Annotated in this window: 28 protein-coding genes; all 28 read right to left on the bottom strand. The window is 68.3% G+C overall.

Annotated features, from left to right (window positions below; translation table 11 throughout):
* Window positions 1-2: 2 nt before the first annotated feature.
* The 28 genes from ACFV9C_RS25410 to ACFV9C_RS25275 all read right to left on the bottom strand — a co-directional run bounded on the left by ACFV9C_RS25410 (window position 3) and on the right by ACFV9C_RS25275 (window position 23,155).
* Window positions 3-1,100 carry a DUF5047 domain-containing protein gene (locus ACFV9C_RS25410; protein WP_380197355.1) on the bottom strand — a complete coding sequence of 366 codons (1,098 nt, stop codon included), beginning with the start codon at window positions 1,098-1,100 and terminating at the stop codon, window positions 3-5.
* Window positions 1,100-1,879, bottom strand: a complete 780-nt coding sequence (locus ACFV9C_RS25405) for a hypothetical protein (RefSeq protein WP_380197353.1) — start codon at window positions 1,877-1,879, stop codon at window positions 1,100-1,102. Before ACFV9C_RS25405 ends, ACFV9C_RS25410 begins: the two co-directional genes overlap by 1 nt.
* Window positions 1,879-4,449 (bottom strand): phage tail tape measure protein, encoded by a 2,571-nt coding sequence (locus ACFV9C_RS25400; RefSeq protein ID WP_380197352.1) that lies wholly within the window; start codon window positions 4,447-4,449, stop codon window positions 1,879-1,881. Before ACFV9C_RS25400 ends, ACFV9C_RS25405 begins: the two co-directional genes overlap by 1 nt.
* Complete coding sequence (locus ACFV9C_RS25395) at window positions 4,446-4,850, bottom strand: hypothetical protein (RefSeq protein ID WP_380197350.1); 405 nt, start codon at window positions 4,848-4,850, stop codon at window positions 4,446-4,448. Before ACFV9C_RS25395 ends, ACFV9C_RS25400 begins: the two co-directional genes overlap by 4 nt.
* 2 nt (window positions 4,851-4,852) lie before the next feature.
* Entirely contained in the window at window positions 4,853-5,188 is a 336-nt protein-coding gene (locus ACFV9C_RS25390) for a hypothetical protein (RefSeq protein ID WP_380197348.1), read from the bottom strand.
* A 7-nt stretch (window positions 5,189-5,195) separates the two neighbouring features.
* Window positions 5,196-5,756, bottom strand: coding sequence for a hypothetical protein (locus ACFV9C_RS25385; RefSeq protein WP_380197346.1), 561 nt, complete (start codon window positions 5,754-5,756; stop codon window positions 5,196-5,198).
* A gap of 37 nt (window positions 5,757-5,793) precedes the next feature.
* Window positions 5,794-6,147, bottom strand: coding sequence for a hypothetical protein (locus ACFV9C_RS25380; RefSeq protein ID WP_380197344.1), 354 nt, complete (start codon window positions 6,145-6,147; stop codon window positions 5,794-5,796).
* A gap of 41 nt (window positions 6,148-6,188) precedes the next feature.
* Entirely contained in the window at window positions 6,189-6,488 is a 300-nt protein-coding gene (locus tag ACFV9C_RS25375) for a hypothetical protein (protein ID WP_380197341.1), read from the bottom strand.
* 1 nt (window position 6,489) lies between these two features.
* Complete coding sequence (locus ACFV9C_RS25370) at window positions 6,490-6,705, bottom strand: hypothetical protein (protein WP_380197338.1); 216 nt, start codon at window positions 6,703-6,705, stop codon at window positions 6,490-6,492.
* Window positions 6,702-7,034, bottom strand: a complete 333-nt coding sequence (locus ACFV9C_RS25365; RefSeq protein WP_380197337.1) for a hypothetical protein — start codon at window positions 7,032-7,034, stop codon at window positions 6,702-6,704. Before ACFV9C_RS25365 ends, ACFV9C_RS25370 begins: the two co-directional genes overlap by 4 nt.
* On the bottom strand, window positions 7,031-7,540 hold the full coding sequence (locus ACFV9C_RS25360; RefSeq protein WP_380197335.1) for a hypothetical protein: 510 nt from the start codon (window positions 7,538-7,540) through the stop codon (window positions 7,031-7,033). The genes ACFV9C_RS25365 and ACFV9C_RS25360 overlap by 4 nt, the downstream gene beginning before the upstream one ends.
* A gap of 3 nt (window positions 7,541-7,543) precedes the next feature.
* Entirely contained in the window at window positions 7,544-7,705 is a 162-nt protein-coding gene (locus ACFV9C_RS25355; protein WP_380197334.1) for a hypothetical protein, read from the bottom strand.
* Between the two features lie 69 nt (window positions 7,706-7,774).
* Entirely contained in the window at window positions 7,775-9,007 is a 1,233-nt protein-coding gene (locus tag ACFV9C_RS25350; protein ID WP_380197333.1) for a phage major capsid protein, read from the bottom strand.
* A 2-nt stretch (window positions 9,008-9,009) separates the two neighbouring features.
* A complete protein-coding gene (locus tag ACFV9C_RS25345) occupies window positions 9,010-9,759 on the bottom strand; it encodes an HK97 family phage prohead protease (RefSeq protein WP_380197331.1) in 750 nt (249 codons plus the stop codon).
* A gap of 122 nt (window positions 9,760-9,881) precedes the next feature.
* Complete coding sequence (locus tag ACFV9C_RS25340; protein ID WP_380197329.1) at window positions 9,882-11,834, bottom strand: phage portal protein; 1,953 nt, start codon at window positions 11,832-11,834, stop codon at window positions 9,882-9,884.
* The gene (locus ACFV9C_RS25335) at window positions 11,834-13,381 is read right to left on the bottom strand and encodes a terminase large subunit domain-containing protein (RefSeq protein WP_380197327.1); all 1,548 of its coding nucleotides are present in this window, start codon (window positions 13,379-13,381) and stop codon (window positions 11,834-11,836) included. The genes ACFV9C_RS25340 and ACFV9C_RS25335 overlap by 1 nt, the downstream gene beginning before the upstream one ends.
* Before the next feature lies 1 nt (window position 13,382).
* Complete coding sequence (locus ACFV9C_RS25330) at window positions 13,383-13,997, bottom strand: hypothetical protein (RefSeq protein WP_380197325.1); 615 nt, start codon at window positions 13,995-13,997, stop codon at window positions 13,383-13,385.
* Window positions 13,998-14,144: 147 nt separating this feature from the next.
* Window positions 14,145-14,690, bottom strand: a complete 546-nt coding sequence (locus ACFV9C_RS25325) for a P-loop-containing protein (protein WP_380197324.1) — start codon at window positions 14,688-14,690, stop codon at window positions 14,145-14,147.
* Complete coding sequence (locus ACFV9C_RS25320) at window positions 14,681-15,799, bottom strand: aspartyl/asparaginyl beta-hydroxylase domain-containing protein (RefSeq protein WP_380197323.1); 1,119 nt, start codon at window positions 15,797-15,799, stop codon at window positions 14,681-14,683. The genes ACFV9C_RS25325 and ACFV9C_RS25320 overlap by 10 nt, the downstream gene beginning before the upstream one ends.
* Complete coding sequence (locus ACFV9C_RS25315; RefSeq protein ID WP_380197321.1) at window positions 15,796-16,695, bottom strand: hypothetical protein; 900 nt, start codon at window positions 16,693-16,695, stop codon at window positions 15,796-15,798. Before ACFV9C_RS25315 ends, ACFV9C_RS25320 begins: the two co-directional genes overlap by 4 nt.
* Window positions 16,692-17,729 carry a hypothetical protein gene (locus ACFV9C_RS25310; RefSeq protein ID WP_380197320.1) on the bottom strand — a complete coding sequence of 346 codons (1,038 nt, stop codon included), beginning with the start codon at window positions 17,727-17,729 and terminating at the stop codon, window positions 16,692-16,694. The genes ACFV9C_RS25315 and ACFV9C_RS25310 overlap by 4 nt, the downstream gene beginning before the upstream one ends.
* Complete coding sequence (locus ACFV9C_RS25305) at window positions 17,726-18,418, bottom strand: ParB N-terminal domain-containing protein (protein WP_380197318.1); 693 nt, start codon at window positions 18,416-18,418, stop codon at window positions 17,726-17,728. The genes ACFV9C_RS25310 and ACFV9C_RS25305 overlap by 4 nt, the downstream gene beginning before the upstream one ends.
* Complete coding sequence (locus ACFV9C_RS25300) at window positions 18,415-18,705, bottom strand: hypothetical protein (protein WP_380197317.1); 291 nt, start codon at window positions 18,703-18,705, stop codon at window positions 18,415-18,417. The genes ACFV9C_RS25305 and ACFV9C_RS25300 overlap by 4 nt, the downstream gene beginning before the upstream one ends.
* 28 nt (window positions 18,706-18,733) lie before the next feature.
* On the bottom strand, window positions 18,734-19,612 hold the full coding sequence (locus ACFV9C_RS25295; RefSeq protein WP_380197315.1) for a hypothetical protein: 879 nt from the start codon (window positions 19,610-19,612) through the stop codon (window positions 18,734-18,736).
* Window positions 19,613-19,742: 130 nt separating this feature from the next.
* Window positions 19,743-20,027, bottom strand: coding sequence for an HNH endonuclease (locus ACFV9C_RS25290; protein WP_380197313.1), 285 nt, complete (start codon window positions 20,025-20,027; stop codon window positions 19,743-19,745).
* Window positions 20,028-20,097: 70 nt separating this feature from the next.
* The gene (locus ACFV9C_RS25285; RefSeq protein ID WP_380197312.1) at window positions 20,098-20,859 is read right to left on the bottom strand and encodes a hypothetical protein; all 762 of its coding nucleotides are present in this window, start codon (window positions 20,857-20,859) and stop codon (window positions 20,098-20,100) included.
* Window positions 20,860-21,218: 359 nt separating this feature from the next.
* Window positions 21,219-22,565, bottom strand: a complete 1,347-nt coding sequence (locus ACFV9C_RS25280) for an AAA family ATPase (RefSeq protein ID WP_380197311.1) — start codon at window positions 22,563-22,565, stop codon at window positions 21,219-21,221.
* Window positions 22,562-23,155: a bifunctional DNA primase/polymerase gene (locus ACFV9C_RS25275; RefSeq protein WP_380197309.1), complete on the bottom strand. Its 594-nt coding sequence runs from the start codon at window positions 23,153-23,155 to the stop codon at window positions 22,562-22,564. Before ACFV9C_RS25275 ends, ACFV9C_RS25280 begins: the two co-directional genes overlap by 4 nt.
* Window positions 23,156-23,195 lie beyond the last annotated feature (40 nt).

Genomic DNA, 23,195 nt, shown 5'->3' with positions numbered 1-23,195 from the left:
GATCACTCCGTGGCGGGTTCGGGGGAACGGGTCTTGAGGGACATCGCGGTGCCGGGGTCGAGTGGCACGGTGAAGCTGTCCACGAGGTGCGTCTCCGTGGAACCGTCCGGGAACCTGACCCGGATCACGTCGCCGGACTCGAGCGCAGGGTTCGGCACGCACGACAGGTCGAGCTGACGGACCAACCCAGTTACCCGGCCGAGCATCGATGTGGCCGCGCTGACACACTGCGCGGTCGTCGTCAGCAGCGGGCTGACGTAGAAGAACGGCTTCTTGCCGAAGGTCCCGAGGTAGTAGGTCGGGCTGGCCGGATTGCTGTCCCACACGGTCGCGGTGACGGGCGGGATATCACCATCGGACTCACCCGACGCGACCACGCCGTTGTAGACGGTCTCGCGGCTGGTCTCCCGCGACCCGTCCACCATGACGCCCAGTTCCCCGGCGTCTACCCACCACGCTGGCGTGCTCGTGACGGTCGGGGCCGGAGCGATGATGCCGTTGCCGGCCGGGTCGAAGTACACGTCGGCGCCGATCGCCTGGCCGAGCTGCTCGATCGCCTCCCAGCGCTCCCGCTCCCAGTACACGGATGGCGTGGCGGCAGTGGCCCCGGTGTAGTCCGTTACGCCCACGCCCGGCAGGGCCTCCTGGATCAGCCGGGTGATCTCCTGTACGACGGTGTTGGACGTGTTGGCCTGCGTGATCGCGGTGAACCGCAGATCCTTGACGGTCGCGGCTCGGTCCGATCCCGTGACGGAGATGCCGTTCTGGGCGATGGTCGCCTGTACGTCCTCGATCCGGAACCGGCCGAGCGGCACCCATTCGGTGGTGCCGTTGGGGTAGCGGATGCCTCGCTTCACCACGAGGTCGGACCCGAAGGGGGCCAGCACCGCCTGCGGGTCCACCTTCGGGTCCAGATCGGGGTCTGCCACAGTCACCGACAGGGTGCGCCGGATCTGCGAGCCACCGTCTACGGACACGGAGCCACCGGAGATGGGCAGATCAGCTTGCAGCAGGGTCGCGCCTCGGTAGGCGTCCACCTGGAGCGTCACGACGTGGCTGCGGCGCAGCGCGTCCATGAACTGGGTGCTGGCGGCGTACATCAGCCCACGCCCTGAAGCACCCCGGTCCACGTGCCCTCCGACGCGAGGAGCTGTGACCAGCTCGCGTACGCGCCGAGCACGTCAGACCACGAGTTGCCGAGCGCCAGTGCGGTACCGGGCGGTCGGTCGACGACCGTGAACGGCAGGGTGAACTGCCGGTCAGCGGTGCGGCCGATGTGGGTCAACCGGCGCTCCGCGACCTCTCCTACGGCCACGTAGACCGAGCCCACGCCGTACCCGGCCGGGGTGGACAGGAATAGCGGCTCCCCGTCCTCCAGCAGGCCGATGATCGCCACCCGGTCCGCATCGGTGTGGGTGTTCAGCACGATCTCTCCGCGCTCGCTGCCCCGCATCATGGTGACCGCGATGGGACGCGACCGGCCCAGCACCTCGAACACACCTTGCGCTACCGGGCGGGTGAGGTCCGGCCCGGAGGCCACCTCGACCACGGTGTTCAAGAATGGGCGGCCGGGGTGCTTCAGCCAGGTCTTGCCGCCCGAATCCATGGTGTAGGTCGGGGACGTGATGGTGACGCCGGGCCGGTCGGTGCTCGTCGCCTGGTAGTAGAACGGCGAATCCAGCGGTGCTTCGTAGTCGTCGCCGACCCATGCTCCCGCCACGAGTGTGGCGGGATCGGCACCGCGGACTGGCACGATCGTCCCGTCACCGTTGACGCGCTGAATGGTCGCGGTGGCCGGCACCGGCGTCGAGGTCCACGACAGCGAAACGCTGGCTCGGGTGGTTGCCGGGAATAGTGTCGCGGTGAGCGTGTCAGCCACTACAACCTCCGCCCGTCAACGAGCTGGCGCGCCTGCTGCGTCTGGGCGCTGTCCACCTGCACGCGCACAATGTCGGTCAGTTCGGTGTTGCCGATGAACACGCGAATGTTCGGCGTAGCGGCGGCAGCCGTCCGCTCCAGAAGCCCTCGGAGCATGGAGTCCGGCAGTACCGTTTCCGGTTCGCGGCCCTCACCGATCACGGCCAGCGTGCCAGCGGTGGCGCGCGCTCCTCCTGCCAGGTATGGGATATCGGGCGGGTTGATGCTGATCGAGCCGCCCGGGATCGGGATCTTGAACGACAGCGCGGCATTGATCTTGCCGATCGCGGAGTTCAGCAGGCCCCGAACGGCGGACCACACGTTGCCCGCGATATCGGAGACCAGCTTTCCGGCCCCCTTCATCCCGGAGACGAAGTTGCTGATCAGGCCGCGTCCCGCGTTCGCGAAACCCTTGGCGTAGCCAGCGATCTTGCCTGGGATTCCGGAGATCGCTGAGGTCACTGCCGAGGCCGCACCGCCAATGTTTGAACGGATTCCGGCCACCGCGTTGTCGGCCAGCTTCTTCCCGGCTGCTGCGAAATTCTTGACCTGGGCAACGAGTTTGCCGGGGATTCCGGCGAAGAAGTTGACCACTGCCTGGACGCCGTTGGTCGCGGTGGACTTGGCGGAGTTGATCACCGAGGTCACGGTGGCCTTGGCCTGCCCCCAGATCTTCGTCCAGGTCTGGCCGAGGGAGCCGATCCACTTGATCACGCCCTTGGCGAAGTTGACCACCGAGACGCCTGCGTTGTAGCAGCCGACCGCGAAGTCAGCGATCGCCTTGATCACCTTCGCGACCGTCTGGACGGTCGTGATCAGGTTCTTGACCAGGACCGTGATCAGCCAGCCAGCGAATTTGATTGCTACCGGCAATACCTTTCCGGCCAGCGCCGTCGAGAACTCGACCACCTTGCCGATCACCAGCACTACGACGGAAATGACCTTCTGGATGGTCGGCTGCCAGTCGCGGAACTTCTGCGTGATCAGCGCGACCGCCGGTACGACGTTCTTCTGGATCACGCCGTAGAAGGCGTCCAGCACAGGCTTCAGGTTCGTCGCGATCTTGCTGTAGATCGCCACGACCGCAGGGACCAGCTTGGTCCCGATGAAGCTCGCGAAGGACGCCAGGATCGGCATCACGTTGGTCTGGATGACGCCGTAGATCTGCTGGTAGATCGGGATCAGCTTGCCGACGAAGTAGCCGACGAGCTGCTGGACGGCCGGGAGCACCTTGCCCGTGAAGGCTGCTGCCAGGGGGCCAAGCGCGGTACCGACCTGGCCAGCGAACGCGGACACCGGGCCGGACGCCTTGCTGAACAGGTCACCCATCCCGGACAGCAGCGGCAGCAGTGCCTTGATGCCGGGGATGACGGCCTTGGCCAGGACGGTTACCAATCCCTGCTGGAGCTGGCGTACGAAGGTCTGGAGCACCTGCGTTGGCGTGTTGTTGAACGCCTTGTTGGCCGCGTCGGCCGCGCCAGCGACCTGCCCGAGGCCCTTGGCGGCGGTGGACGGGTCCAGCGCGAACAGGGCCTTCCCGAGGTCTTCGGCCTGTGTGCCGAACAGCGCCACGGCGGCCTGGCTCTGCTTCACCGGGTCCTTGATCGCGCGCAGCTTGTCGAGCACGGTCTGAAGCCCTTGCGAGGCGGGCTTTCCGCCCTTGGCGATCTGTTCGGACATGGACTTGGCGTCCAGCCCGAGCTGCTTGAAGCCTGCGGCTGTCGTGGTCGAGCCGTCCACGGCCCGGATGCTGAACTCCTTCAGCGCGTCCGCAACCAAGTCGGCGTCCCGCGCGCCACCCTTCAATCCCTGCGACAGAAGGCCGGTCGCGGTCGTGCCGTCGATCCCGATCTTGCGGAACTGCGTCGAGTACTCGTTCAGGGTGTCCAGGAAGTCGCCCGACTTGTCCGCGCCGGACTGCAAGCCCTTGGTGATGATGTCGAGGGCCTGGTCTGCGTTCTTCGCCAGCCCGGTGCGCATCAACTGCGACACCGCGCGGGTCACGCCGCCGAGATCCTGGTCGAAGATGTTCGCGGTACTGACGACCTTGCCGGAGATGCGCTGCAACGTGTCCTGGCTCGCGCCGCGCATCCCGTCGATGTTCTGGATGACCGAGGCGATGCCTTCGTTGACCTGCTCGATGCCGGTGCCGTAGCCGGACCCGAACAGCTTCCCGGCCGCCGCACCGACCTTCGCTGACTCCTGCTGTGTCAGGCCGAGCTGGGCTGACAGCTTGGCGTTGAGCTGGTCCTGCTGGAGCGCGTCACCCATGCCCTTCACGAGCGCAGCACCGACCGCGAGACCGGCCCCGCCGATCAGCGCCTTGCCCGCGCCGAGCCGACCGATCAGGCCCTTCTTCGTGCCCTCGCCAGCCTGCGTACCGGCCCGGTCCCCGATCCCCTGGCCCAGGTCGTCACCGAGCTGCTTGCCTGCCTTGGTGACGTCCCCGGCCAGCTCGGACTGCATCTTGCTCGCGAAGCCCCGGGCGGACGGGATGAGGCTGACGTACGCGGAGCCGACTTCGGTGCTCACTCAGCCTCCTCGAAGTTGATGAATCCGCCAAGCGAGTGGGGCGACACGACTGGGGTGTCGGTGCCGGCCGCGACCGTCGAGAGCTTCGGCAGCACCGACTCGGGTGCGCGGCGACGGTTGCCCTTGGACTGGTGAGCCATCTCCCACTGCCAGCGGTACGACGCCATCTCGTCCAGCAGTCGGCCCACGAGCGCGTCGGTCAGTGTCCAGCCGCGGAGTGGTCCCGGGTCCGTTCCGGCCACGGCGTGGGCGGTGGCGCTGTCCGGCGGCAGGTGTTCAAGCAGTACGCGCAGCCTCCGCAGCGTGAGCTGCCCGGTCCACACGCCGGTCAGCGCAACCCCGTAGTGGTGCTGGAGATCTGCCTCGATCACGTCTCCGTGCTCGCGGAGCAGAGCCAGCACCGCTAGAGGTTTCCCGTACCACCCGCCTGACCGGCTGCGTTGAAGAACTCGGCCAGGTCGCGGAGCTTGCGGCCCTTGATGAGACGCGCGGCCTGCTCGTTGCCGAGCAGCAGCCGCAGCGCCTTGATGATCTGTTCGTCCTCCAGCGCAGCCAGAAACTCGAGCCCTGTCGCGTCGGACGGCTTGAAGGTCCACTTCTCGCCGTCCCACTCGAAGGTGATGGGCAGGTCCCTGGCCTCCACCCGTTGCAGGTTGGGTTCTGGCTGCTGACGGTCCTGCGGCCGGGTGATGCTGGGCAGGTCGTCGAAGCTGAAGGCGGTCTCCTCCGTGACCGGCATGTCAGACCTACGCAGCCGCGAACGCGGCGTCGGAGGTCAGCCAGCTCGCCAGGACGGAGCCGCTGTCGGGCGGCAGCGCCGACAGGGTGACCGGGAACGCCTGCGCCTGACGGGCCACGGTCACGTCACCGGTCTCGGTGACCTCGACCTTCGCCGCGACGAGCCGGGACGTGATCGCTACGTCCTTCCACTCCAGGACCATGGCGAACTGGAGCCCTACCGGGTCCACCGGCACGTCGGCGCGGAAGCCGGTGCCTCCGTCGCTGGCGAAGTCGCCGGACTGGAGCCAGAGCTTCAGGTTGTCCGCGTTGGACTGGAGCAGCGTCAGCGCCACCGTCAGCTCCTGCGCGGTGATGATGTTCCGCACCGGGGTGGCGGACTGCCACGCGGCCACGCCGTCGCGGCTGATCGACTTGCCGAGCGTTACGCCGTCGTCGGTGGTGTACCCGTAGCCGTTGAAGGCCGGGTCCAGCGTGCCCGATGCGGCGGTCGGCAGGGTGGTGCCCACGGGGGCAAGGAACAGCTCGCCGGTCCCGGCGACGCGCACCTGCCCAGACACGAGAGTCATGGGTTTTCTCCTTCGGTGGTGGGGATTCCGCGCGGAATTACGCGGGCCGGACGATCAGCTCGACCGTGAACATGCAGATCGACTTGGTGTCGTCGGCGGGGTCCGGCATCTGGCGCGGACCGAGCACGGTGGAGCCGTAGAGGACGACCGCGCCAGTCCCGGCGGGGTCGTTGTTTGCCGCGCGCAACCAGGCCCAGAGCTGGTTCGCCAGCGCCATGCGCGTCCGGTCGCTGTCGTGCCACACGAGCACGTCCAGCCATGGCTGGTCGTGGTTCGGGGTCAGCTCGATGCCGCCGACGCGCCGGACGCGCACGAACCGGCCTCCACCGCCCCGTACGCCGATCGGAACGCCGGGGGCGTACACAGCCAGTAGCGGGGCCAGAAAGTCCACCGCTGCTGCCTCTGCGTCCGCGTACGGCGCAACCGGGAGCATCAGCTACCCCGGGCGGCACCGAGCGCGCCCACGAGCAGCCGGTGCTTGGCCTCGACCCGCAGCGCGGCCGGGTGGTCGGCCTCAACGATCGCCCTGGCTCGGGTGGACGTTGGCGCCTGGCGGACGGTAATGGGCAGCTTGCGCTTACCCGGCTCGCCCTCCACGAGTGGAGCGGCACCGCGAGCGGCGGACGCGACCGCAGCGGCCTTGCGGTTGAGCACCTGCTGCATCCCGGCGGACTTCAGCAGGTCGCCCACCCCGGCCCGGTTGAGCTCGAAGACGATGCTGCTGATGGCCATGTCAGGCCCCGTACTGCTCGATCAGCTCGGCCTTCGAGGTGGCATCAGCCACGGCCGGATCGGCACCGCTCGCAACAGCGAACGCCACCCATTCCGACTTTCTCGCGGTCGCGGCCGGCATCGACACCGGCTCGTGTTCCGTGGCTCCGATCAGTTCCGCGTGCTCCGCGGTGAGCATCAGCGGACGGTCAGAGCCGTCAACGTCGTACAGCTTCATGCGTCGGTGCTCCTTCGGAGGTTGATGACGGCGTGGGCCAGTGAGCCGAACTGCCAGCGCTGCACCTCGCCGTCCACGTCGTAGGTGTCGCCGTCCCACAGCACGCGGTCGGTCGCCTCCACGTCGGTGGCGATCGGGGCCCAGACGGTCCACCGGGTCTGCCACGCGTCGCGGTCCACGGTGTCCAGCGGGGCCGGGGTCGGTTGCACCGAGCAACCGATGACGGCGGTGGTCTCCGCGTTGTCCCAGTCCGGCTGCGTTCCGGTGCCGTAGTCGGCAGGCTTGCTGCCCGGCCGGACCACGGCGATGGTGTGCGGTCCGAGACTCATGGCCTCGGCGGGATCTTGTAGCGATCGAGCACCAGCCGGTCCAGCGCCGTGAGCGATCCCGACACAGGCAGGCCGTCCGCGCCGGTGGCGTACGCCACCTGTCCAACCTGGCTGTACTGCGACGGGTCGTCCACGCTCCTGGACGCGAGCCGGTCAATGACCGTCTGCACGTCCAGGGGCATGGACTCGTATCCGTGGGTGAGCGTGACCACGAGCCCACGGAAGTCATCTGTCCAGCCGCAGTTCCAGCCGTGCCAGGAAGTGGCGCTGCTGGTGCGCCGCAGGACCCCGGCCGCCGACCAGGCGTACCCCTCGGGGTCCAGTTCCGTGCCGTTCTCGGCCACGGAGGCAACCGAGACGACGTGGAGGGACGGCAGCACCAGCAGCGGTCCACCCGGGCCGTCGAGGGTCAGCGTGTCCTCGCGCTGGGGGGCGATGTGCCACCCGCAGTACGCCCGGACCTCTGCCTCGGCACGCGCGGTCGCGTCGGCCTGGCTCAGCGGCATGGGTCAGCTCGCGCTCTTGTTCGCCGGAGCGGTCGCCTTCTTCGTGGCAGCGCCAGCCTTCTTGGCCGCGTCGCCGTACTTCTCGGCGTCGGTCTCCGACAGCAGCATCGTGTGCTCGATGCCGTTGATGGTCACGGTGTACTCGGTCAGCTTCTCTTCAGCCATGGCGGTTTCTCCTTCAGCGGATAGGAGCCCGGGGCAACCAGGCAGGGGTCGGCTGCCCCGGGCTGAGGACTACGCGGTGAAGGTGACCTTCACGACGGCCGACGGGATGCGGACCGCGAGCGCCAGACGCTCTTCGACGCGGGTCGTGACGATGTTGCTGGTGAACTTGCCCTGGTCGGAGTTCGTGGACTCGACCCGGACACCGCCCTTGCGGTACACGGTCCCGGCCTGGTTGAACGCTCCGACGAGTGCAGTGCCGGCCGCGACAGCGCTCGTGACGACGGTGCGCAGTCCCCACAGCGGAGGCTGCTGGAGCACGCTCCCGTTGCCGTACTCGCCCTGGAAGTACCCGCCGCCGAAGTACTGGTTGTTCGCGTCCCGCGACAGCCGCAGCCGCTGGTAGTCCATCGGGTTGATCACGATGCCGTCCGCCGCGAGACCCGTGGCGGTCTGGACCTTCGTCATCGCCCGGAACAGTGCGTCGGCGTCGTCGCCGCCACCGGCCGCCGACACCTCGGTCTGGATGCCGGAGCGGTTGAGCAGGCCGAGAACGTTGGTCCCGGTGCCGTTCCCGTTGAGGAGCTGCGCCTCCTCGAACATGCCGAGCAGGTACATGCCCCGGTTGTTGATCTCAGACACGAAGAAGTCGAGGTCTTCGGTCATCTCGTCCGACATGTCCCACCACGCGGCGATCTTCTTCAGCGCGTCGGTGCGAGTGGTCGGGTCCGTGAAGTGCATCTGCGGCTTCTGGCCGGTCTCACCGACCGTGGCGAATCCGCCCTCGACCGCGCCTTCGATGAAGTACGAGATCGCGTTGCCGGAGATGGACCCGGAGCCGAGCAGGTCGGCCACGACCGGCCCCGGCCGGTAGGCCCGGACGATGGTTCGGTCCACGGTGGTGAGCAGCGGGCCGAACACGGCTCCGGTGGTCACCTGCGGGTCGGTGTTCGCCTTGCTGGGCACGAACTCCGGGCTGGAGACCGTGTACCCGCTGATGGACTTGAGCCGGGCCAGGGTGTCGCCCTTGAGCGACTTGGCGAAGTGCTCGCCCAGGCTCTTGGCCGGGATGTCCTTGTCGTCGTCCTTGCGCTCGCCCTCGGACGCGTCGAGCTGCATGACGCTGTCCACGAGGGACTTCCCGGCGATCTGCTTGTCCAGCTCGCCGACCTTGGTCTTCTGCTCCTGGACGGACTTCAGCTCGTCCGGGGTCAGCTCGCGGCTTTCGGTCTTCGCTGCCTCGATGAGGTCTCGGGCAGCCTTGATGGCGGCGGAACGCTGCTCTGCAAGGGATGCAGTAGGCATGGCTACACGCCTCCTTCCAGTTCGATGAGGTCGAATTCGGCTGCCAGGGTCGTGACGGACGTGGCGCGGCTGGACTCCTTGGCCGTGGCCCCTTCGGGCTCCTTGGCCGTGGTCGGACCGGCGTCGCTGGTCTTCTCCTGACTGGTGTCACTGCTGGTCGAGTCGAGCTGCTTGAGCACGCCGGAGATGAGGTTCATGGCGTCCCGCAGGTCGGTCTCGTTCTTGGCGGACAGCACGCGGCCCGCCTTCCCACCGGCCCCCTCGTTGCGCTTGGCAACCAAGGTCCGGGTGTTCTGGTTCATCCCGATGAGCGTCGGCCCGACCTCGTAGAGGTTCAGCTCCTTGAGCGCGGTCTCCCCGGGGCCTTCCTCGTCCGGCGCGGCTCCCCCGTCCGGTACGTCGTACGCGAACGAGTACTGCCGGACCCGGCCGCCCTTGATGAGCTTGAAAGCCTTGGCGGCCTTGGGGTCCTCCATGTCGATCTGGGCCTTGACCCACAGACCTTCGTCGGTCTCCTTGGCCTCGGTGACCTCACCGATGTAGGCGTCCAGGTCGTCGTGCAGGTGCGACCAGATGAACGGGATGGTGTTCCCGCTGTCGGCCCACTCCTGAAGGGACTTCGAGAACGCGCCCGGCAGAATCCGGTCACCGATGCTGTCCACGTCGTAGGTCGCGACTAGTGCTTCCACCACTCCGTCGTCGGTGGTGTTCGCTGCCTTGACGCGGGCAGGCAGGGTCTTCAACTCAGGCATGTGCAGCCCTCCTTGCGGGCATCAAGGTGGAGTCCCCCCGCCCGGGGGCCCTGGTGACTTGGGGCCTGCTGGGGGGTGTGACGGGCCAGCCCTCGGGTCGTGGCAGCCCCAGGCAGGGGGAGTCAGAGGAGATTGATCTGCAACGCGCAGTTGCATCCGGCAACGTCATCCACGTCGCCGTCGGCGTCTCCGGGCCACATCAGGCCGTTGGAGAACTTGTCGTCCATCGCGACCGTCTCGCCGTTCATGCGGGCGTGCTCCGGCCGCGCGTTCGAGCCGGTCACCCATGTCTTGGTGGGCTCGACGTTGTTGGTGCGGGCGATCTGCCCGGCTGCTTCCTGGCTGGCGAATCCGGCCAGCCACGTAGCCAGGCCGATCGCGATCCCGACCGCCCGGGAGTCCAGCGCGGTCTTGTAGACGTTCGCCGGGTCGCCCTCGGGGTCGAGCACTGCGGCTTCGATCTGGTCGCGGGTGGTGGTGTTGATGTTCTCGGCCCGCTGCGCCATGACCGCCTGAAGGAAGTTCACGGTCGCGTCCGGGTCGTAGTCGTCCTCGCTGAAGCCGAGCGCCAGGGCCTCGGCCTTGCCGAGGGTGGCGGACACGGACAGCGCGACCCGGTGCAGGTCATCGGCCAGCTCGCGGTTCCAGCGCTCCTCGTCCCACTCGCCGCCCCGGCCGTACTTGTCGGCCGACTGCTGCCGTGCGAAGAACCGGCGCAGTACCCCTGCCACCTGCTCGGCCTGGCGTTCGGTCACCGCAGCCTTCAGCAGCACCAGGTTTCCCCTGCGGAGCTGGCGGGAGGCGGCGGCCGGCACCGAGTTGCTCGGGTTGTTCGGGTTGTTCGGTGCGGTGTCGCGTGGGTTCGCCTGCCCGCCGACCAGGACGTTGAGCGGGGTGACAAGCCCATCTCCGTCAGGGATCGCGGGCATGTTCCGCAGGCCACGGGCCTCGTTCGCCGTCATCCACGGGCGGCCCACCGAGGACTGGAGCGCCTGCGTCTGCTCCTCGAAGCTGCCCTGCAACTTCTCCTCGATGTTGAACTCCAGGTACACGTCGGTCCGGGAGTCGAAGCGGGGCACGAGGAAGGCGTTGATGCGGTCTTCGATCTGGGCGATGATCGGGCCCAGGGTGTCGCCGTACAGCATCCGGCGGAACTCGCGAACGTTGCTGTAGTTGGCGTTGTCGAGCAGGCCGATCATCGTCGGGTTGATGTGGTACACCGACGCGACGGTGTTGAGCGCCAGCCGGGCCCCCTCGATGAACTCCATCTCGTGGGCCGAGAAGTCCACCCGGCCCAGGGACATGCCGTCTTCGAGCAGCGGCGTACCGCCGACGCCCGGCCCGTTCCCGGTGAACTTGGATTCCCAGTCGGACTTGAACTGCTTGCGGGCCTCGTCGCTCCACTGCGGGGCACCGGCCGGGCGGGTCAGTACCGCACCGACCTTGCCGCCGCGCTGCCACACCGACTCGCGGTACCGCGACGCCTGCACCTGCTCGGACAGGATCTCGCGCAGTGCGCTGATCGGTGAGCTGCCCAGGGCCAGCGAGTCCGGCGACCAGCCGTGGAACGGGATCACCTGATCGGCCGGAATGTCCACCCAGTTGCCGCGATCGTTGGACGCGACCCGGTACGTCGCCGGACCGAGCGCGTCACCGCCCCAAGGCGTCACCCACGGGACCGGCAGCCGCGACAGCGGCTGCGCCGGGTCGTCGCTGGTCAGCCAGTACGCCCGGTCGTACAAGGCGAGATCGGCCACCAAGCCATAGATCAGCTCGTATGTGGTGGTGGCCTGGTTGGGTCGCCGGACGATCCTGCCGACGCCGTCGTGGATGCGCTTGCGGTCCACGTCGTCCACGCGCTGGAAGGCTTGCAGCCCGAGTTGGGCGATGTTGCGGGCGAGGAAGTTGACCACCGTCCGCAGGTACGGCTGCGTACGCCACATCTCCGCCGGAGACATGTGGAGGATGTGCTCGACCTGCTCGTTGGACAGCCGCCAGGAGCCGTACCAGTCGCCCCAGTTCGGAGGCCAGGAGGTGACTGTCTGAGTTCGCCGGAACCGGTCGAACAGACCCATCAGAAGACCTCCAATCTTGCAGCTTCGTAGGCACTGGTCGGCGCGGGCTCGGGCATGCCGCCGGTCAGGCACCACAGCGCGCCGGTCACTGCGACCAGCGGGCTTGCGTCGGTGGGCGATCCGCGCCGGTCCCAGACCCACGAATCGCCTACGGGGCGGGTAGATGCGGTGGCTGCGGCGAGGTTGAGTGCTGGCTGGTCGCGGTGGCGCAGGCCGACTGCCGCGTCCCCTTCTCCGATGGCTGCTCGAACGCGGTCGTAGAAAGTGCCGGCCGCAATGCCTAGGTCAGCTCCGCCCCACTCGACCACGCGAATCCCGGCGTCGGTCAGCGGTCCGATGAGGCTTGAGCTGGGGGCACCGCGGTGCTGTATCGCGACTGGCGCTCCCCTGACCTCAGCTGCCCGCTCCGGAGAGGTGAGCCAGTCAGCCAGCCAGTCCGTACCGGCCCGGCGTGCGATCAGCTCGACGTGGTACAGCCCATCCGGCCGGACCGACGCCAGCCCGACGTAAGTCGTGCTGCGGTCCCATGACACGTCCACGCACAGTGCGATCAGCGCGCCGGGGGCCCGGGAGGTGTCGGGGTCGGCGCTGGCTTCCCACGCTCCAGGCGGGAACGGGCCTTCCAGCGTCCCTTCGGACCACTGGCACAGCACCTCGGTGCGGAAGATCCACTCCGGGTCGGTCCGTACGGCCGACTTGATGGTCCGTTCGGTGATCGTGTGGCCGAGTGCCGGGTTGGCCTGCGCCCACGCGGCCGGGTCGCGCAGTGCGGCCCCGGGCGGGGCCGACCACTCGAAGATCCCGAGCGAGTCGTCTTCGGCGTCCAGCTCCATGCCGTCCTCGTCCGGCCGGATCTCCTCGTCGTCGGAGTTGATGCCGTCCGGGTCACCGAGCGCCAGGTGGGCCAGCTTGCGCAGGTATCGCAGCACGATGGACGTGCTGTCGCCCGCGTTGCTCATGGCAAGGATGAGCGCGAACGCTCGGGCCATGGTGGTCTTGGTGATGGCTCCCCAGGCGTCCCACGACTGGTGCTCGCGCAGCTCGTCCAGAAGCACCACGTCGCCGGACAGTCCGCGACCGGCGCGTCGGTTGGCGGCCTTCACCTTGTAGCGCTCGCCGGACGTCAGGACCAGCGACTTCTTGCCGTTGACCCGGATCACGTGCTGCTTCAGCTCGTCCAGCTCCGGTGTCTCTTCAACGAGGTCCACCGCGCCTTGCCAGATCTCTTCTGCGACGTCCAGATCCTGCGCTGTGCCGATGATCAGCGGGCTGCCGTACACGAACATGAACCACAGCGCGATGACCTGCGACAGCGTCGATTTGCCGTTCTGCCTGGCGATGAGGACGACGCAGGTGCGGAACCGGAGCGAGCCGTCAGGTTGCAGCTCCAGCATGTGGATCAGCAGCCATCTCTGCCACGGCATGAGGTCCATCTCCAGCACGTCTTCTGCGAAGGCGATGACACTGAAGCCGAGCGAGGTCTCCGGGGTCAGCTCACGCAGCGGCGGCGTGAAGATCCGTGGCTCCTCACAGCCGTGCAGCGTCACGTCAACTCGACTTGCGTGCGCCTTGGATCGCCCGGAGCTGGGCTAGCTTGCCCTCGGTCCTTGGCGGAGGTGGCGTCTTGTCAGCCGTCGCGGCCCGGCTCGCCGGGGTCGCCAGCATCTCCCGCAGCACGTTGTTCAGGTGCGGGATCAGGTACAGGGCCTTGGTGACCTCCTGGCCCTCGCCGGTCGATACCGCTTCGTCCACTCGGTCAGCGATCTTGCGTCCGGCCTCGACCAGCGCGGCATCCCAGCCAGGGTTCAGCTCGGCCGACGTGGTGGCGGACTGGTCGAACGCCTTCCGGAGCGAGTGTTCGTTGACCTTCGGTACGGCGGCGACGCGCTCGCGGCGCTCGCTGATCCGAAGCACCCGGTCCACCGCGTCCAGCTCGCCCTTGACTGCACGCGGCCACAGACTGGCGTGCAGCCGGTCCAGCCGGTCGGTTTCCAGCGCCCGTTGGAACTCCGGGTCGTGCTCGCCCATCGCCTGGTCGAACAGGGCACGGGCGGTCGGGATCGTCAGGTTGAGCTGATCCGCGATCACGTCGAAGTGCAGGCCACCCCGCCGGAGGTTGAGCACCTTCTGCGCCAGCTCGGCATCACCGGTCAGCTTCTTCACGGGTCACCTCCTGGTGGCAGTCGCAGACGCACATCGCGGGGCACCACTTGCACTGGCCCGGGACCTTCGGGCCGTCCGGCCCGGACGTCGAGAGGCAGTGATCGTGTTGCCCGTGCAGGCAGCTCGTGGACAGGTAGACGTGCTCGGTCACAGCAGCTCCAGGGCCACGCGGAGCCGCTGGGCTATGTCCTGCGTGGACCCGTGGTCGTTGATGCGGTGGAGGCGCACTCCGGGCAGCTCGCTGACGGTCTCGGCCAGCCGGGCGGCCCGGGTGGTGGCGGCCCGGACCCACTGCGGTGACTGTCGCGAGCCCCGTGCCTCGCGGCGAGACCGGCAGACCTCCTCCGGTGGGTCGAGCCAGACCAGGTCAACGGTCCGCCCGGCTTCGAGCGCGGACGTGACGAATCCGCGCGTTCCGAGACGTTGCCCTTCCCCGAGCACCACAGGGTGGTGGGCAGCGGCGATCCACCGGCACGCAACCGGGTGGATGTTCATGGCGAGCGCGTCGGTTCCGCTGAACGACTTTCGATGCCGGCCGAGCTCCGCTCCGACGAGCTGGTCGGCGTGGAACAGCTCGGTGCGGGGCATCCGCTGGTCGTCGCGGAACACGCGCAGCCAGTTCGTCGGGATCAGGGCACCCATCAGGGTGGACTTCCCGGACCCCGGCGGCCCGACGAGGTAGATCAGTCGCACGGGTCCGACGCGGCGATGTGCTGCCGTACGGTCTCGTCGCTGACAACGTCGACGACCAGGTGCACCCGGTCCACTCCGGTGGGGTTCGTGACCGCGTGCGGCTTCCGCGCGTCCAGGTAGTAGCAGCGCCACGGCTGGAGGTGTGTGGCCCGTTCGCGGCCGGTCAGGTCCCAGGAGTGCATGACGATGCGCGGGTCCGTGATCAGCGGGATGTGGAACCTGACGATCTGTCCATCGCGGGTGCCCGCGTTGCGGTCGGTGATGTCGGTGTGGCGGCCGAGCTTGCCGCCCTTGCCGCCGCGTCCGGCCATGCGGAGCAGTCGGACCCGCTCGAGTTTTTGCCACCAGTCCACGGACTCCACCAGGTCCTGGATGATCGGGGTCTGGTCTGCGAGCGTCGTCCACTGACAGCTGTAGCGCATGGCCTCGGGGTGCTCCGATTGCCACGAGCGTGGCATTTCGGACGGCTTGATGCCCCACCGCGGATCATCACGCTTGAACCCGCGCAGGCTGACCGCCGACCATGTGCCGTCGCTGTAGTACGGGAAGTCGTCGTGCCACTGGTTCACCGCCGCGACCTCGGACAGGATCGTGTCGCGGTACAGCTCGCGGACCTGGAAGGTTGGCAGCGTCGTGACCGTCTGCAGGTCTGCCGCCGCCATCCCGTCCACGTCGCCGGGCCGGGACCACACCGCGATCACCTCGGACGCGGCAGTGATGCGCCAGCACTTGATCGGTCGGCCCTGCGCGGCGAGTCCGGCCGCCAGCTCTGCATCCTCGACGTAGCCCATCACGTAGTCGAACCGGTCGAGGCTCGGGACGGGTGCGCCCGGGGTCCGGGCCAGGTGCGTGACGACGCTTGCTCCCTTGGCCATCGTGAACTCGCGTCCGGTGAAGTCCTTGCGCCTGCTGTCGCGGGTGAGTCGCTTCGCGATGCCGACCGTGCGGTGGTCGCCGTAGCGCCAGTCGCGGACCATCTCGGGGTTGGCTGCCAGCTCCTTGGCGGTCGGGGTGGCGAACGCGCCAGCGGCGTACTGCTTGGCGTAGCCCTGGAGGAAGCGAGCGGTCTCCCGAGCGGTCTCGGTCCGGTGGTCCAGGGTCATGGTCATGCAGCGTCCCTACAGGGGTCGAGAATGGCTCCAGTGCGCCGGTACGCGCCTCTCAGCGCCTTGTCTACGCCCGGGGCTATGCCGGACCAGGGGGCGGGGATTGCGACGTTCCATGCGGCTTCCAGCGTCGGCCGGTCGTCGGCCGGGGCGGACAGGATCTCGGCGCGCAGCGCGGCCAGGTGCTGACCGACGTAGTAGCGGCCCTTCCGCATGACGTTGAAGTCACAGATGACGGTCTCGAAGTCCACCCACTTGAGCTCGACGCCAGCGGCGTACAGCTCGGCGCGGCAGACCTCGGCGTGGTGCTCCAGCCAGCCTCGGGTCGGGGTCGGGTTGCCGTACAGCCGTTGCAGGGATTCGCGTGGCCCGCTGGACTCCCACAGGCAGCCGTCCGGCGCGTCCAGCGGCCAGTCGAGCACCTTCGAGATGAACTCGGTCCACTCGAACGAGGCTTGCCGGCCGACGCCCCACACCTGTCGCGTGAACGCCAGCATGCGGTTCCAGTTGCGTTCGCGGTCCGGCCCGTCCAGGGCACTGGACAGCCACTCCGCTTGGGTTCCGGTGCCGACGTACCTGGTGTAGGAGGCGTGCCGGAGCAGCATCTTCCCGGCGTACAGGTTGCGGCGCTCGGTCATGATCGGCAGGTCTGCGGCGTCGGTCCGGTCCGGCGCGGTCGCCCACGCTCGTGGTGTCGGCCAGCGGGCGTACGCGGTCCACGCCGAACCGAAGTCGTCATAGGCGTTGTAGAGGTAGAGCACCCACAGCGCGGCCTCGGTGTCGAGCGCGCCGGACCGGTGCAGCTCGGTGATCAGGTCGGCCCACGGCTCCACGTCCCGGCTGACCCACTCCAGGTGGGCGAACGTGGCCAGGTCGGACAGGGTCGCTTCGTCTCTCACATCGACCGCCAGCGTCCCGGCCGTACCGCCTTCGGCTCTCCCCCGCCGCGCGGCTGCGACTCGTCGCGGTCGCCCGGCCGGGGCTCCTCGTAGGTCATGGCCCGGCCGCGACCGGCGTTCCTGCCGGACCCGAAGCGTGCCGCGCCACCCTCGGCTGGCCGAGAGTCGCGGTTCAGCACCCGTTCCGGGCCGGGGTCGTTGGGGTCGGCGGCCTTCCGGCCCAACGCGGCCTCGCGTTCGGTGCGCTTCACGGCGGCCCGCGCGGTCTCCTCCGCGAACGTGTGGCAGTCCTTCAGGCCGCGGAGTGCGTAGTACACGACCGAGATCCGGTAGGCGTCCGGCGTCGTCTTGACCATCGGCGTGACTCCGTGGACGAGCTTCTTCCCGAAGAACATCACCGAGTACCCGTCGCGGCACGGGACCACCATGTCGTACTCGGGCACGTGCAGGTGTCCGCCGCGTACTCCGCGCCGGACCACCGGCATCACCGACCAGGCGTCGAAGTTGTTGCCGTCGCGGTGGTACGGCAGGGACGACTCCTTGTTGATCACGCCGGAAGTCCACAGGCTGTCGTCGGACAGACGCCAGTCAGGCAGAACCTGCTGGATGACGTCGCGGCCCATGATCTCGATCTCCGGGAACACGCCACCGAGCTGGCGGGCCAGTACGTCGGCGTAGTGCGCCAGGTAGGCGTGGGCGGCCGGGTTGTCCCGGCCGAAGCTGGACAGCACGCAACCTTCGTTGCGCATCATCGGCTTGCGGGGCCGGTAGCCGAACGTCCACGACTTGTTGCGGTTCCCGCTGGCGGCCCGGTAGTTGTCGGTGCTGCCGCCCCACTCGATGCCGAGGATGACCGACCGGAACCTGTCCAGGTCCGTCATAGGCAGGTGGCCCATGACCGGCTCGCCGGTGTCGGCGTCCAGGAACAGGGCCGGTCCACGGAACGTGGGCTCGTGGGTGGGGACCTTGCTTCCGACCAGCTCCGTGGCTTCCTCGGCGGTCCGCACCCGGGGTACCGGGATGCGGGAGATCATGCTCCGATCGGCTCCTCAGCGTCAGCCGCAGCGGCCGGGTACAACTCGGCCAGGTGCGCCAGGACGGCAGCGGAGTTGGACTCCTGGCCGTACTGGGCGCGGAGCTGGTCCATGCACGCGGTGACCTGTGCGTAGGCGGCCCGGTCGTAGTCGAGGACGATCAACCGGCGGCCCTGCTCCTCGTACCGCTCGGCGTACTCCTTGAGATCCGTGGACTCCCAGGCGTTCTCGCGCTCGGATCTGTCGGTGCCGGCGGCGTCGGCTGGAGGGTTCTCCGACAGTGCCGCGAGCAGGTCGTCTAGGTCGTCGTCCAGGTAGCCGGACCCTGACAGCCCTGCCTCCGTGGCCTCCAGCTCCTTCAGGATCGCCAACAGCGCGTCCTGGTCGTAGCTGCCGGAGTCGGCGGCCCGGTTGTCCATGAGGACGATCCGCGCGGCCTGCTCGTCGTCAACGTCCACGTAGGTGACCGCGACGGACTCCCAGCCCAGCTCCTTCGCGGCGTACAGCGTGTGGTTCCCGGCTAGTACCACGCCGGTGTCACGCCGGGCCACGATCGGCCGGTACTGGCCGTGCGTCTGCAGGGACTCCTTGATCAGGTCGACGTTGCCCCGGCGCGGGTTGCCGTTGTACGGCGACAGGTCAGCGACCGGTACCGCCAGCTCCGCAAGGGATTCGGGGATCTGGCTCATACCCCGGCCATCCCGTCCCACATCGAGTTGACGGTGAACTGAATGTCGCTGTCCGTGGACTCGAAGGTGATCGCGGCGTTGCGGGCTACTGCCCACGCGAACCGCACGTGGTAGCCCTCCGGGTCGTTGAGGACGTTGGTCGCGAGTGTCTTGCGCAGGCTGTCTCTGCGCTGGTCGCCGCTCGGGGCCTCGGCTGCAACGTCTGCAGCGGCCTGCATGGCTGCAACGAGCACGCGGTCGGCGAAGCCTTCGAAGCGGGCAAGCTGTGCCTGGTCGAGTAACGACATGGCGGTATCTCCTTCGTTGAAGGGCGGTTCAGTAGAGGGAGGTAACGAGGATCTTGCCGGGGGCACCTGCGCCACCGGCGACGTTCGCGGTAGAGGCGAAGCCGCCCGATCCGCCTCCGCCAGGGCTGTTGCCTGCGGTCCCGGTACCGGCCCCGAAGTTGGGGAACATCACGGCTCCTCCGCCAACTGGTGCGGCGCCACCGTGGTTCGCGAAGAGGCAGGTGCTGCCCAACCGGCGGCCCTTGCCTCCGTCGCTGCCTTGGGCGTTGAGCTGTCCGCCGGACCCGGTGCCACCTTGGCCACCGTTGGCTCCGGCGTCAGTGGTGCCTGAGGTCATGACCGAGCCACCCGCGCCAGCACCAGCCGTCAGGGCCTTGAAGGTGGACGAAGCGCTACCCGGGTTGCCGTTGTTGCCGGACACGCCGGTACCGCCAGCTCCGATCAGGAACGGCTCGGAGGCGGACAGTTCGGAGTCGGCGTAGACGCGCCGGACGTACCCGCCAGCTCCCCCGCCCCCGCCTTCTGCGGTGCCGGAGCCAGCTCCGACGCAGCCACCCCCAGCCCCGCCCGGCCCCCACAGCTCCACGATGTGTAGCCGCGCGGCCGGGCCGGTCGGCTTGACGAAGTTCGCGGAGCCGGCAATCGACTGGGTGAAGGTCGAGTTCGTCAACGGTCGCAAGGCGACCCACGCGGTACCGGTGTACCACTCGAACACGCCTGTGGTGGTGAGGAACGACAGCATGCCTGCGGTCGGCGCGGGCACGGCTGCGGTACGCGATGCGGCGTCCGCGTACACCATGACAACGCGCTTCTCTACGGCCTGTGCGAGGTTCTGGAAGGCCACCGGCCCGTTCGCAGCGTCCGACAGGGCCGGGTACGGGAACCCCTGCATGGGTGTGTTGGGCAACGGTCAACCTCCGCTCGGGATCGGGGGGTGGGCCCCACGAGGGGGGGATGGTTGACTCACCGGGGAGTCACCCTGGGCTCGGAGCTCCTGCGATCGCGACGCCCCTACGGGTGGTGCGTGATGTGCTTGCTCACCACTGCTCTGATGTGTTGCCGAGATTCGGCAGAGGTCGCCTGTTGCCCGCAGCCTTGTTGCAGTGCAGGTGGGCGGGGGCCAGGTTGGCAGGGTCCTCAGCAAGGTGAGGGTGGGTGCTCAGCGGATACGGGAAGTGATCCACGCTGAAGCTGTTCGGGTCCGGGTACGCGAGCCGGTAGTCAATGCGCTGTCCGCAGCGGCAGCAGGTTCCGCGCCGGGCTCTGACCTCAGCAACGAGCCGCAACCACCTGCGTCCCGCACGGCCCGCTGATCCCGTCATGCCCTTTCCTGTAAGGGAATCCGGGCAGGCAGAACCGCGCAGCTCCTATGTAAGCACACTGCGCGACTCATCACGAAGCCCTGCGCCTGTTGCCCTTGGCAAGGTGCTGGTGCCGTACGTCCGGCCACCACACCATCAGCCGACCCGTGGCCGGGTTGCGCTGACTGTCCACAGCGCCAGTCCTCATCCACGTACGTACCGTCTGTTCAGGCCGACCCGTCGCGGCTACCGCCTCGCTCACGGGCACGTACCGGTCCGCTCCCTCGCTCGCCAGGTGGTCGTACTTGGCTCGCTCGTACCGGCCCTGGTCGTACGCCTCGTGGCAGCGTGGACATTCCCAGTGGTCGTACTGCGCCTGGCGGGCGTACACCTTCACCAACCGCGCGCCGCACTCCCAGCACGGGACTCGCGACACCTCAGGCCGTACCCCGTCATGCAGCACGTTCTCGACCTGGTGCACCACCTGGGCAAGGTCCTTGGACAGGTGGGGGAAGATCCGGGTCATCGCAATGCGGTGGAGTTGCGCGTCCAGGTAGTCCGCGACCTGATCCAGTGTGGGCCGGAGTGCGGTGGGTTGGTCAGTCTGGCCGCGCCAGAGCTCCTCCCAGAACACCAGCATGTCCAGCGGAGGTACAGGGTCGTTGGGTAGCTCTGGTGTCGGCCGTTGGGTCTGTCCGATCCGGCCGCGCTGGCTGGCTGCTGGGGTGAGGAGGACGAGCGCGTCCCCGCCGGGCAGATGGTCGCCGCCGCGCCAGGCGTGCATGCCTCGATGTGCTTCTGCGGGCAGCTGAGCGGTGAGCTGGCGCAGGGTGTCCAGGTTGCTCCGTGCCACGGCTACGCAGCGAGGGCAGGTGTCCTGGGCGTGTTCGCGGTGGCACACCTGGCAGTGCAGCTCTGGACACGGTAGGCATCCACGACACGTGGCGTCGTCGCACTCGTCCTGGTGCCGGCTACGAACTACTCGGCCTTCGCTTCCGCGGTGACAGGTTGGGGGGTGGTTCCCCGGTTCCGCCCTATAGGGCGGCGGAACCGGGAACCGGGTAGAACCCTCTGCGGTTCCCGGCCGGTTCCCAACCTCGGGAACCGTGTCTGACCTGCGAATATGCGGATTCCGGTCGCTTGCGGTTCCCGGAACCGGGTCAGGTCCGGGAACCGGTCCTGGTTCCCGGCCTCGGGAACCGCTCATGATCGTCACTGGTCCTCACCCCACGGCAGCCGGTTGAAGGTCAGTTCGCGGTCGTTGATCGCGTCCCGGACGTTCTCGAACCGTGGGGAAATCCCGAACCGGTCCTTGAGCCGACGCATGGCGTCCTTGATGCTCGGTGGGGTGCGGTCGCCGTACAGCTCGTTGAGCTGCTCAATGAGCTGGTGCTTGCGGGCTGTCGCGACCGCGAGCACGCCACCGCCCTCGACTTCGTGGCGGAGGTGCGGCAGCATCTCGCGGCGCACCACGAGCACTTTCTCCGTGATCGGCATCCGGTTGGCGGTGCACTCCAGGCGGAAGGTGGTGTCGCTGACGGTTGTCATGGACCACACGGCGTCCACGTCGCCGTACTTGGCGCTCCCACCTCGCATGCCCTTCGTGGGGTCCTTGCCGGTGTGGTCGAGCCGGATACAGGCGATGCCCGCCTGCTTCAGTGCCAGGCCGGTGCGCCGGTATAGCCCGAGCCAGGTGTCGTTCTCGTTCTCCTCGCCTGCGACGGCCCGGGAGACGGTGTCGATCACTACGACCTCGGTGCCGTACTCGTTGCACGCGGCGAGCAGCAGCGCAGCCCCGGGGCCGGTGTCCAGTCCACCGAGCTGGGGAAAGCTGAGATAGTCCAAATACTCGAGGTCGTCGGGCCCGCGACCCATGGCTACGAGCCGGGTGCGCACATCGGCGCGCGGGTCGTTCTCGTAGTCCAGGTACAGCACGCGCCGAGGCCGGTCGATCTTGGTACCGAGCACCGGTTCGCCACGAGCGATGGCTACCGCGAGCTCCAACATGAGGAGGCTCTTGCCGACCTTGGGCGCGGAGTACATGGCGACGTGTCGCCGGGCGGGCAAGATCGGCTCAACGATCCACTCCTCCTGGCTGTCGTCGGCCCACAGCTCGTGCCAGTCGAGGCGCGGGAGCTGGTCGCGCACGGACCTGGCGGCTACGTCGTCGCTGTCCGGCGCGGTGACCACTGTGACGGTCGTCTCGGCCTGCTCGGGTACGTCGCGTGGTGACGCGGCCCGGAACGCTGACTGGAGGGTGGCTTGGGTCTCGTGGCTACTGAGTCCGATGCTGTGGGCTGCGGCGGCGAGTGACGCCCACGTGGACTCGTAGCCGAGGTGCCCGGCGAGAACGAGCTGAGCGAGGTTGAAGGCGGACACGTTGAGCTGGTGGTTCCGGCCGCCTTCGGGTGTGTGTTCCAGCTTGTCCAGCTCGCTGGACAGGGCACGGAGCGCGTAGGCGGTCGCGGTGCCAGGCGCTGCGGTGTGCCCGTTGAGCTGTTGGCGCGGCTCGTGCTGCGGGCGCAGCTCCCGCAGGAACAGGGGACGCTCGTCTGTCATCGCGCCACCTCTGCCAGCGGTCGCAGCCAGTGGTAGCTTCCAGCCGCGGTGACGGACGGCGGAACGACGACGTACCCGCCGCGACCGCGATAATCCACGCCGGGCAGCATTCCGGCGTAGTTGCCTGCGCCGGTCGCGGCCACGTACACGTGCAGCCCTCCCGGTCGGGGCGTGGACACGATCCCGAGTACGTCGATGCCGGCCGCGTCCCACGTCGGGTACTTCCGACCCCACTCGGCGTGGGAATCTGGGCCGTCGAAGTCGATCACGTCCACGCGGTGACCGGTGGCGATTGCCAGGTTGCAGCCGGGCCGGTCCGCGAACATGGCCCGTACAGCGTCGGGACCGGTGGTGCCGTCGTCCAGGCCGTGGCTGCCGAGGTAGGGCTTCTTGCTGCCGGGCTGGATCGGGAACACGGGCAGGCCCCGTGCGGCGTACCACAGGGCGGCACCGACGATGCTGGCCCGCTTGGGTGGTGGTTCGAGCCGATCCAGCTCGGCAGCGGCGGACATGATGCCGTCCACGTTCTGCGCGTCGAGCTCCTGGCGGAGCAGGGCTTCGGCGCGGGTCAGGTCATCCAGGTCATGCACGGGAGGCACCTCCAGCGGTCGGCGATCAGGGCGCGCTGGT

The sequence above is a fragment of the Kribbella sp. NPDC059898 genome (assembly GCF_042730855.1).
Lineage (GTDB): Bacteria > Actinomycetota > Actinomycetes > Propionibacteriales > Kribbellaceae > Kribbella.
This window is presented reverse-complemented; position numbering and strand designations above follow the sequence as displayed.

Coding starts and splice junctions, on each gene's coding strand:
- ACFV9C_RS25390 (WP_380197348.1), bottom strand. CDS start 5,188: ATGCCGGTCACGGAGGAGACCGCCTTCAGCTTCGACGACCTGCCCAGC.
- ACFV9C_RS25350 (WP_380197333.1), bottom strand. CDS start 9,007: ATGCCTACTGCATCCCTTGCAGAGCAGCGTTCCGCCGCCATCAAGGCT.
- ACFV9C_RS25310 (WP_380197320.1), bottom strand. CDS start 17,729: ATGATCTCCCGCATCCCGGTACCCCGGGTGCGGACCGCCGAGGAAGCC.
- ACFV9C_RS25300 (WP_380197317.1), bottom strand. CDS start 18,705: ATGTCGTTACTCGACCAGGCACAGCTTGCCCGCTTCGAAGGCTTCGCC.
- ACFV9C_RS25365 (WP_380197337.1), bottom strand. CDS start 7,034: ATGAGTCTCGGACCGCACACCATCGCCGTGGTCCGGCCGGGCAGCAAG.
- ACFV9C_RS25355 (WP_380197334.1), bottom strand. CDS start 7,705: ATGGCTGAAGAGAAGCTGACCGAGTACACCGTGACCATCAACGGCATC.
- ACFV9C_RS25305 (WP_380197318.1), bottom strand. CDS start 18,418: ATGAGCCAGATCCCCGAATCCCTTGCGGAGCTGGCGGTACCGGTCGCT.
- ACFV9C_RS25290 (WP_380197313.1), bottom strand. CDS start 20,027: ATGACGGGATCAGCGGGCCGTGCGGGACGCAGGTGGTTGCGGCTCGTT.
- ACFV9C_RS25375 (WP_380197341.1), bottom strand. CDS start 6,488: ATGGCCATCAGCAGCATCGTCTTCGAGCTCAACCGGGCCGGGGTGGGC.
- ACFV9C_RS25370 (WP_380197338.1), bottom strand. CDS start 6,705: ATGAAGCTGTACGACGTTGACGGCTCTGACCGTCCGCTGATGCTCACC.
- ACFV9C_RS25340 (WP_380197329.1), bottom strand. CDS start 11,834: ATGGGTCTGTTCGACCGGTTCCGGCGAACTCAGACAGTCACCTCCTGG.
- ACFV9C_RS25320 (WP_380197323.1), bottom strand. CDS start 15,799: ATGACCATGACCCTGGACCACCGGACCGAGACCGCTCGGGAGACCGCT.
- ACFV9C_RS25280 (WP_380197311.1), bottom strand. CDS start 22,565: ATGACAGACGAGCGTCCCCTGTTCCTGCGGGAGCTGCGCCCGCAGCAC.
- ACFV9C_RS25410 (WP_380197355.1), bottom strand. CDS start 1,100: ATGTACGCCGCCAGCACCCAGTTCATGGACGCGCTGCGCCGCAGCCAC.
- ACFV9C_RS25345 (WP_380197331.1), bottom strand. CDS start 9,759: ATGCCTGAGTTGAAGACCCTGCCTGCCCGCGTCAAGGCAGCGAACACC.
- ACFV9C_RS25360 (WP_380197335.1), bottom strand. CDS start 7,540: ATGCCGCTGAGCCAGGCCGACGCGACCGCGCGTGCCGAGGCAGAGGTC.
- ACFV9C_RS25385 (WP_380197346.1), bottom strand. CDS start 5,756: ATGACTCTCGTGTCTGGGCAGGTGCGCGTCGCCGGGACCGGCGAGCTG.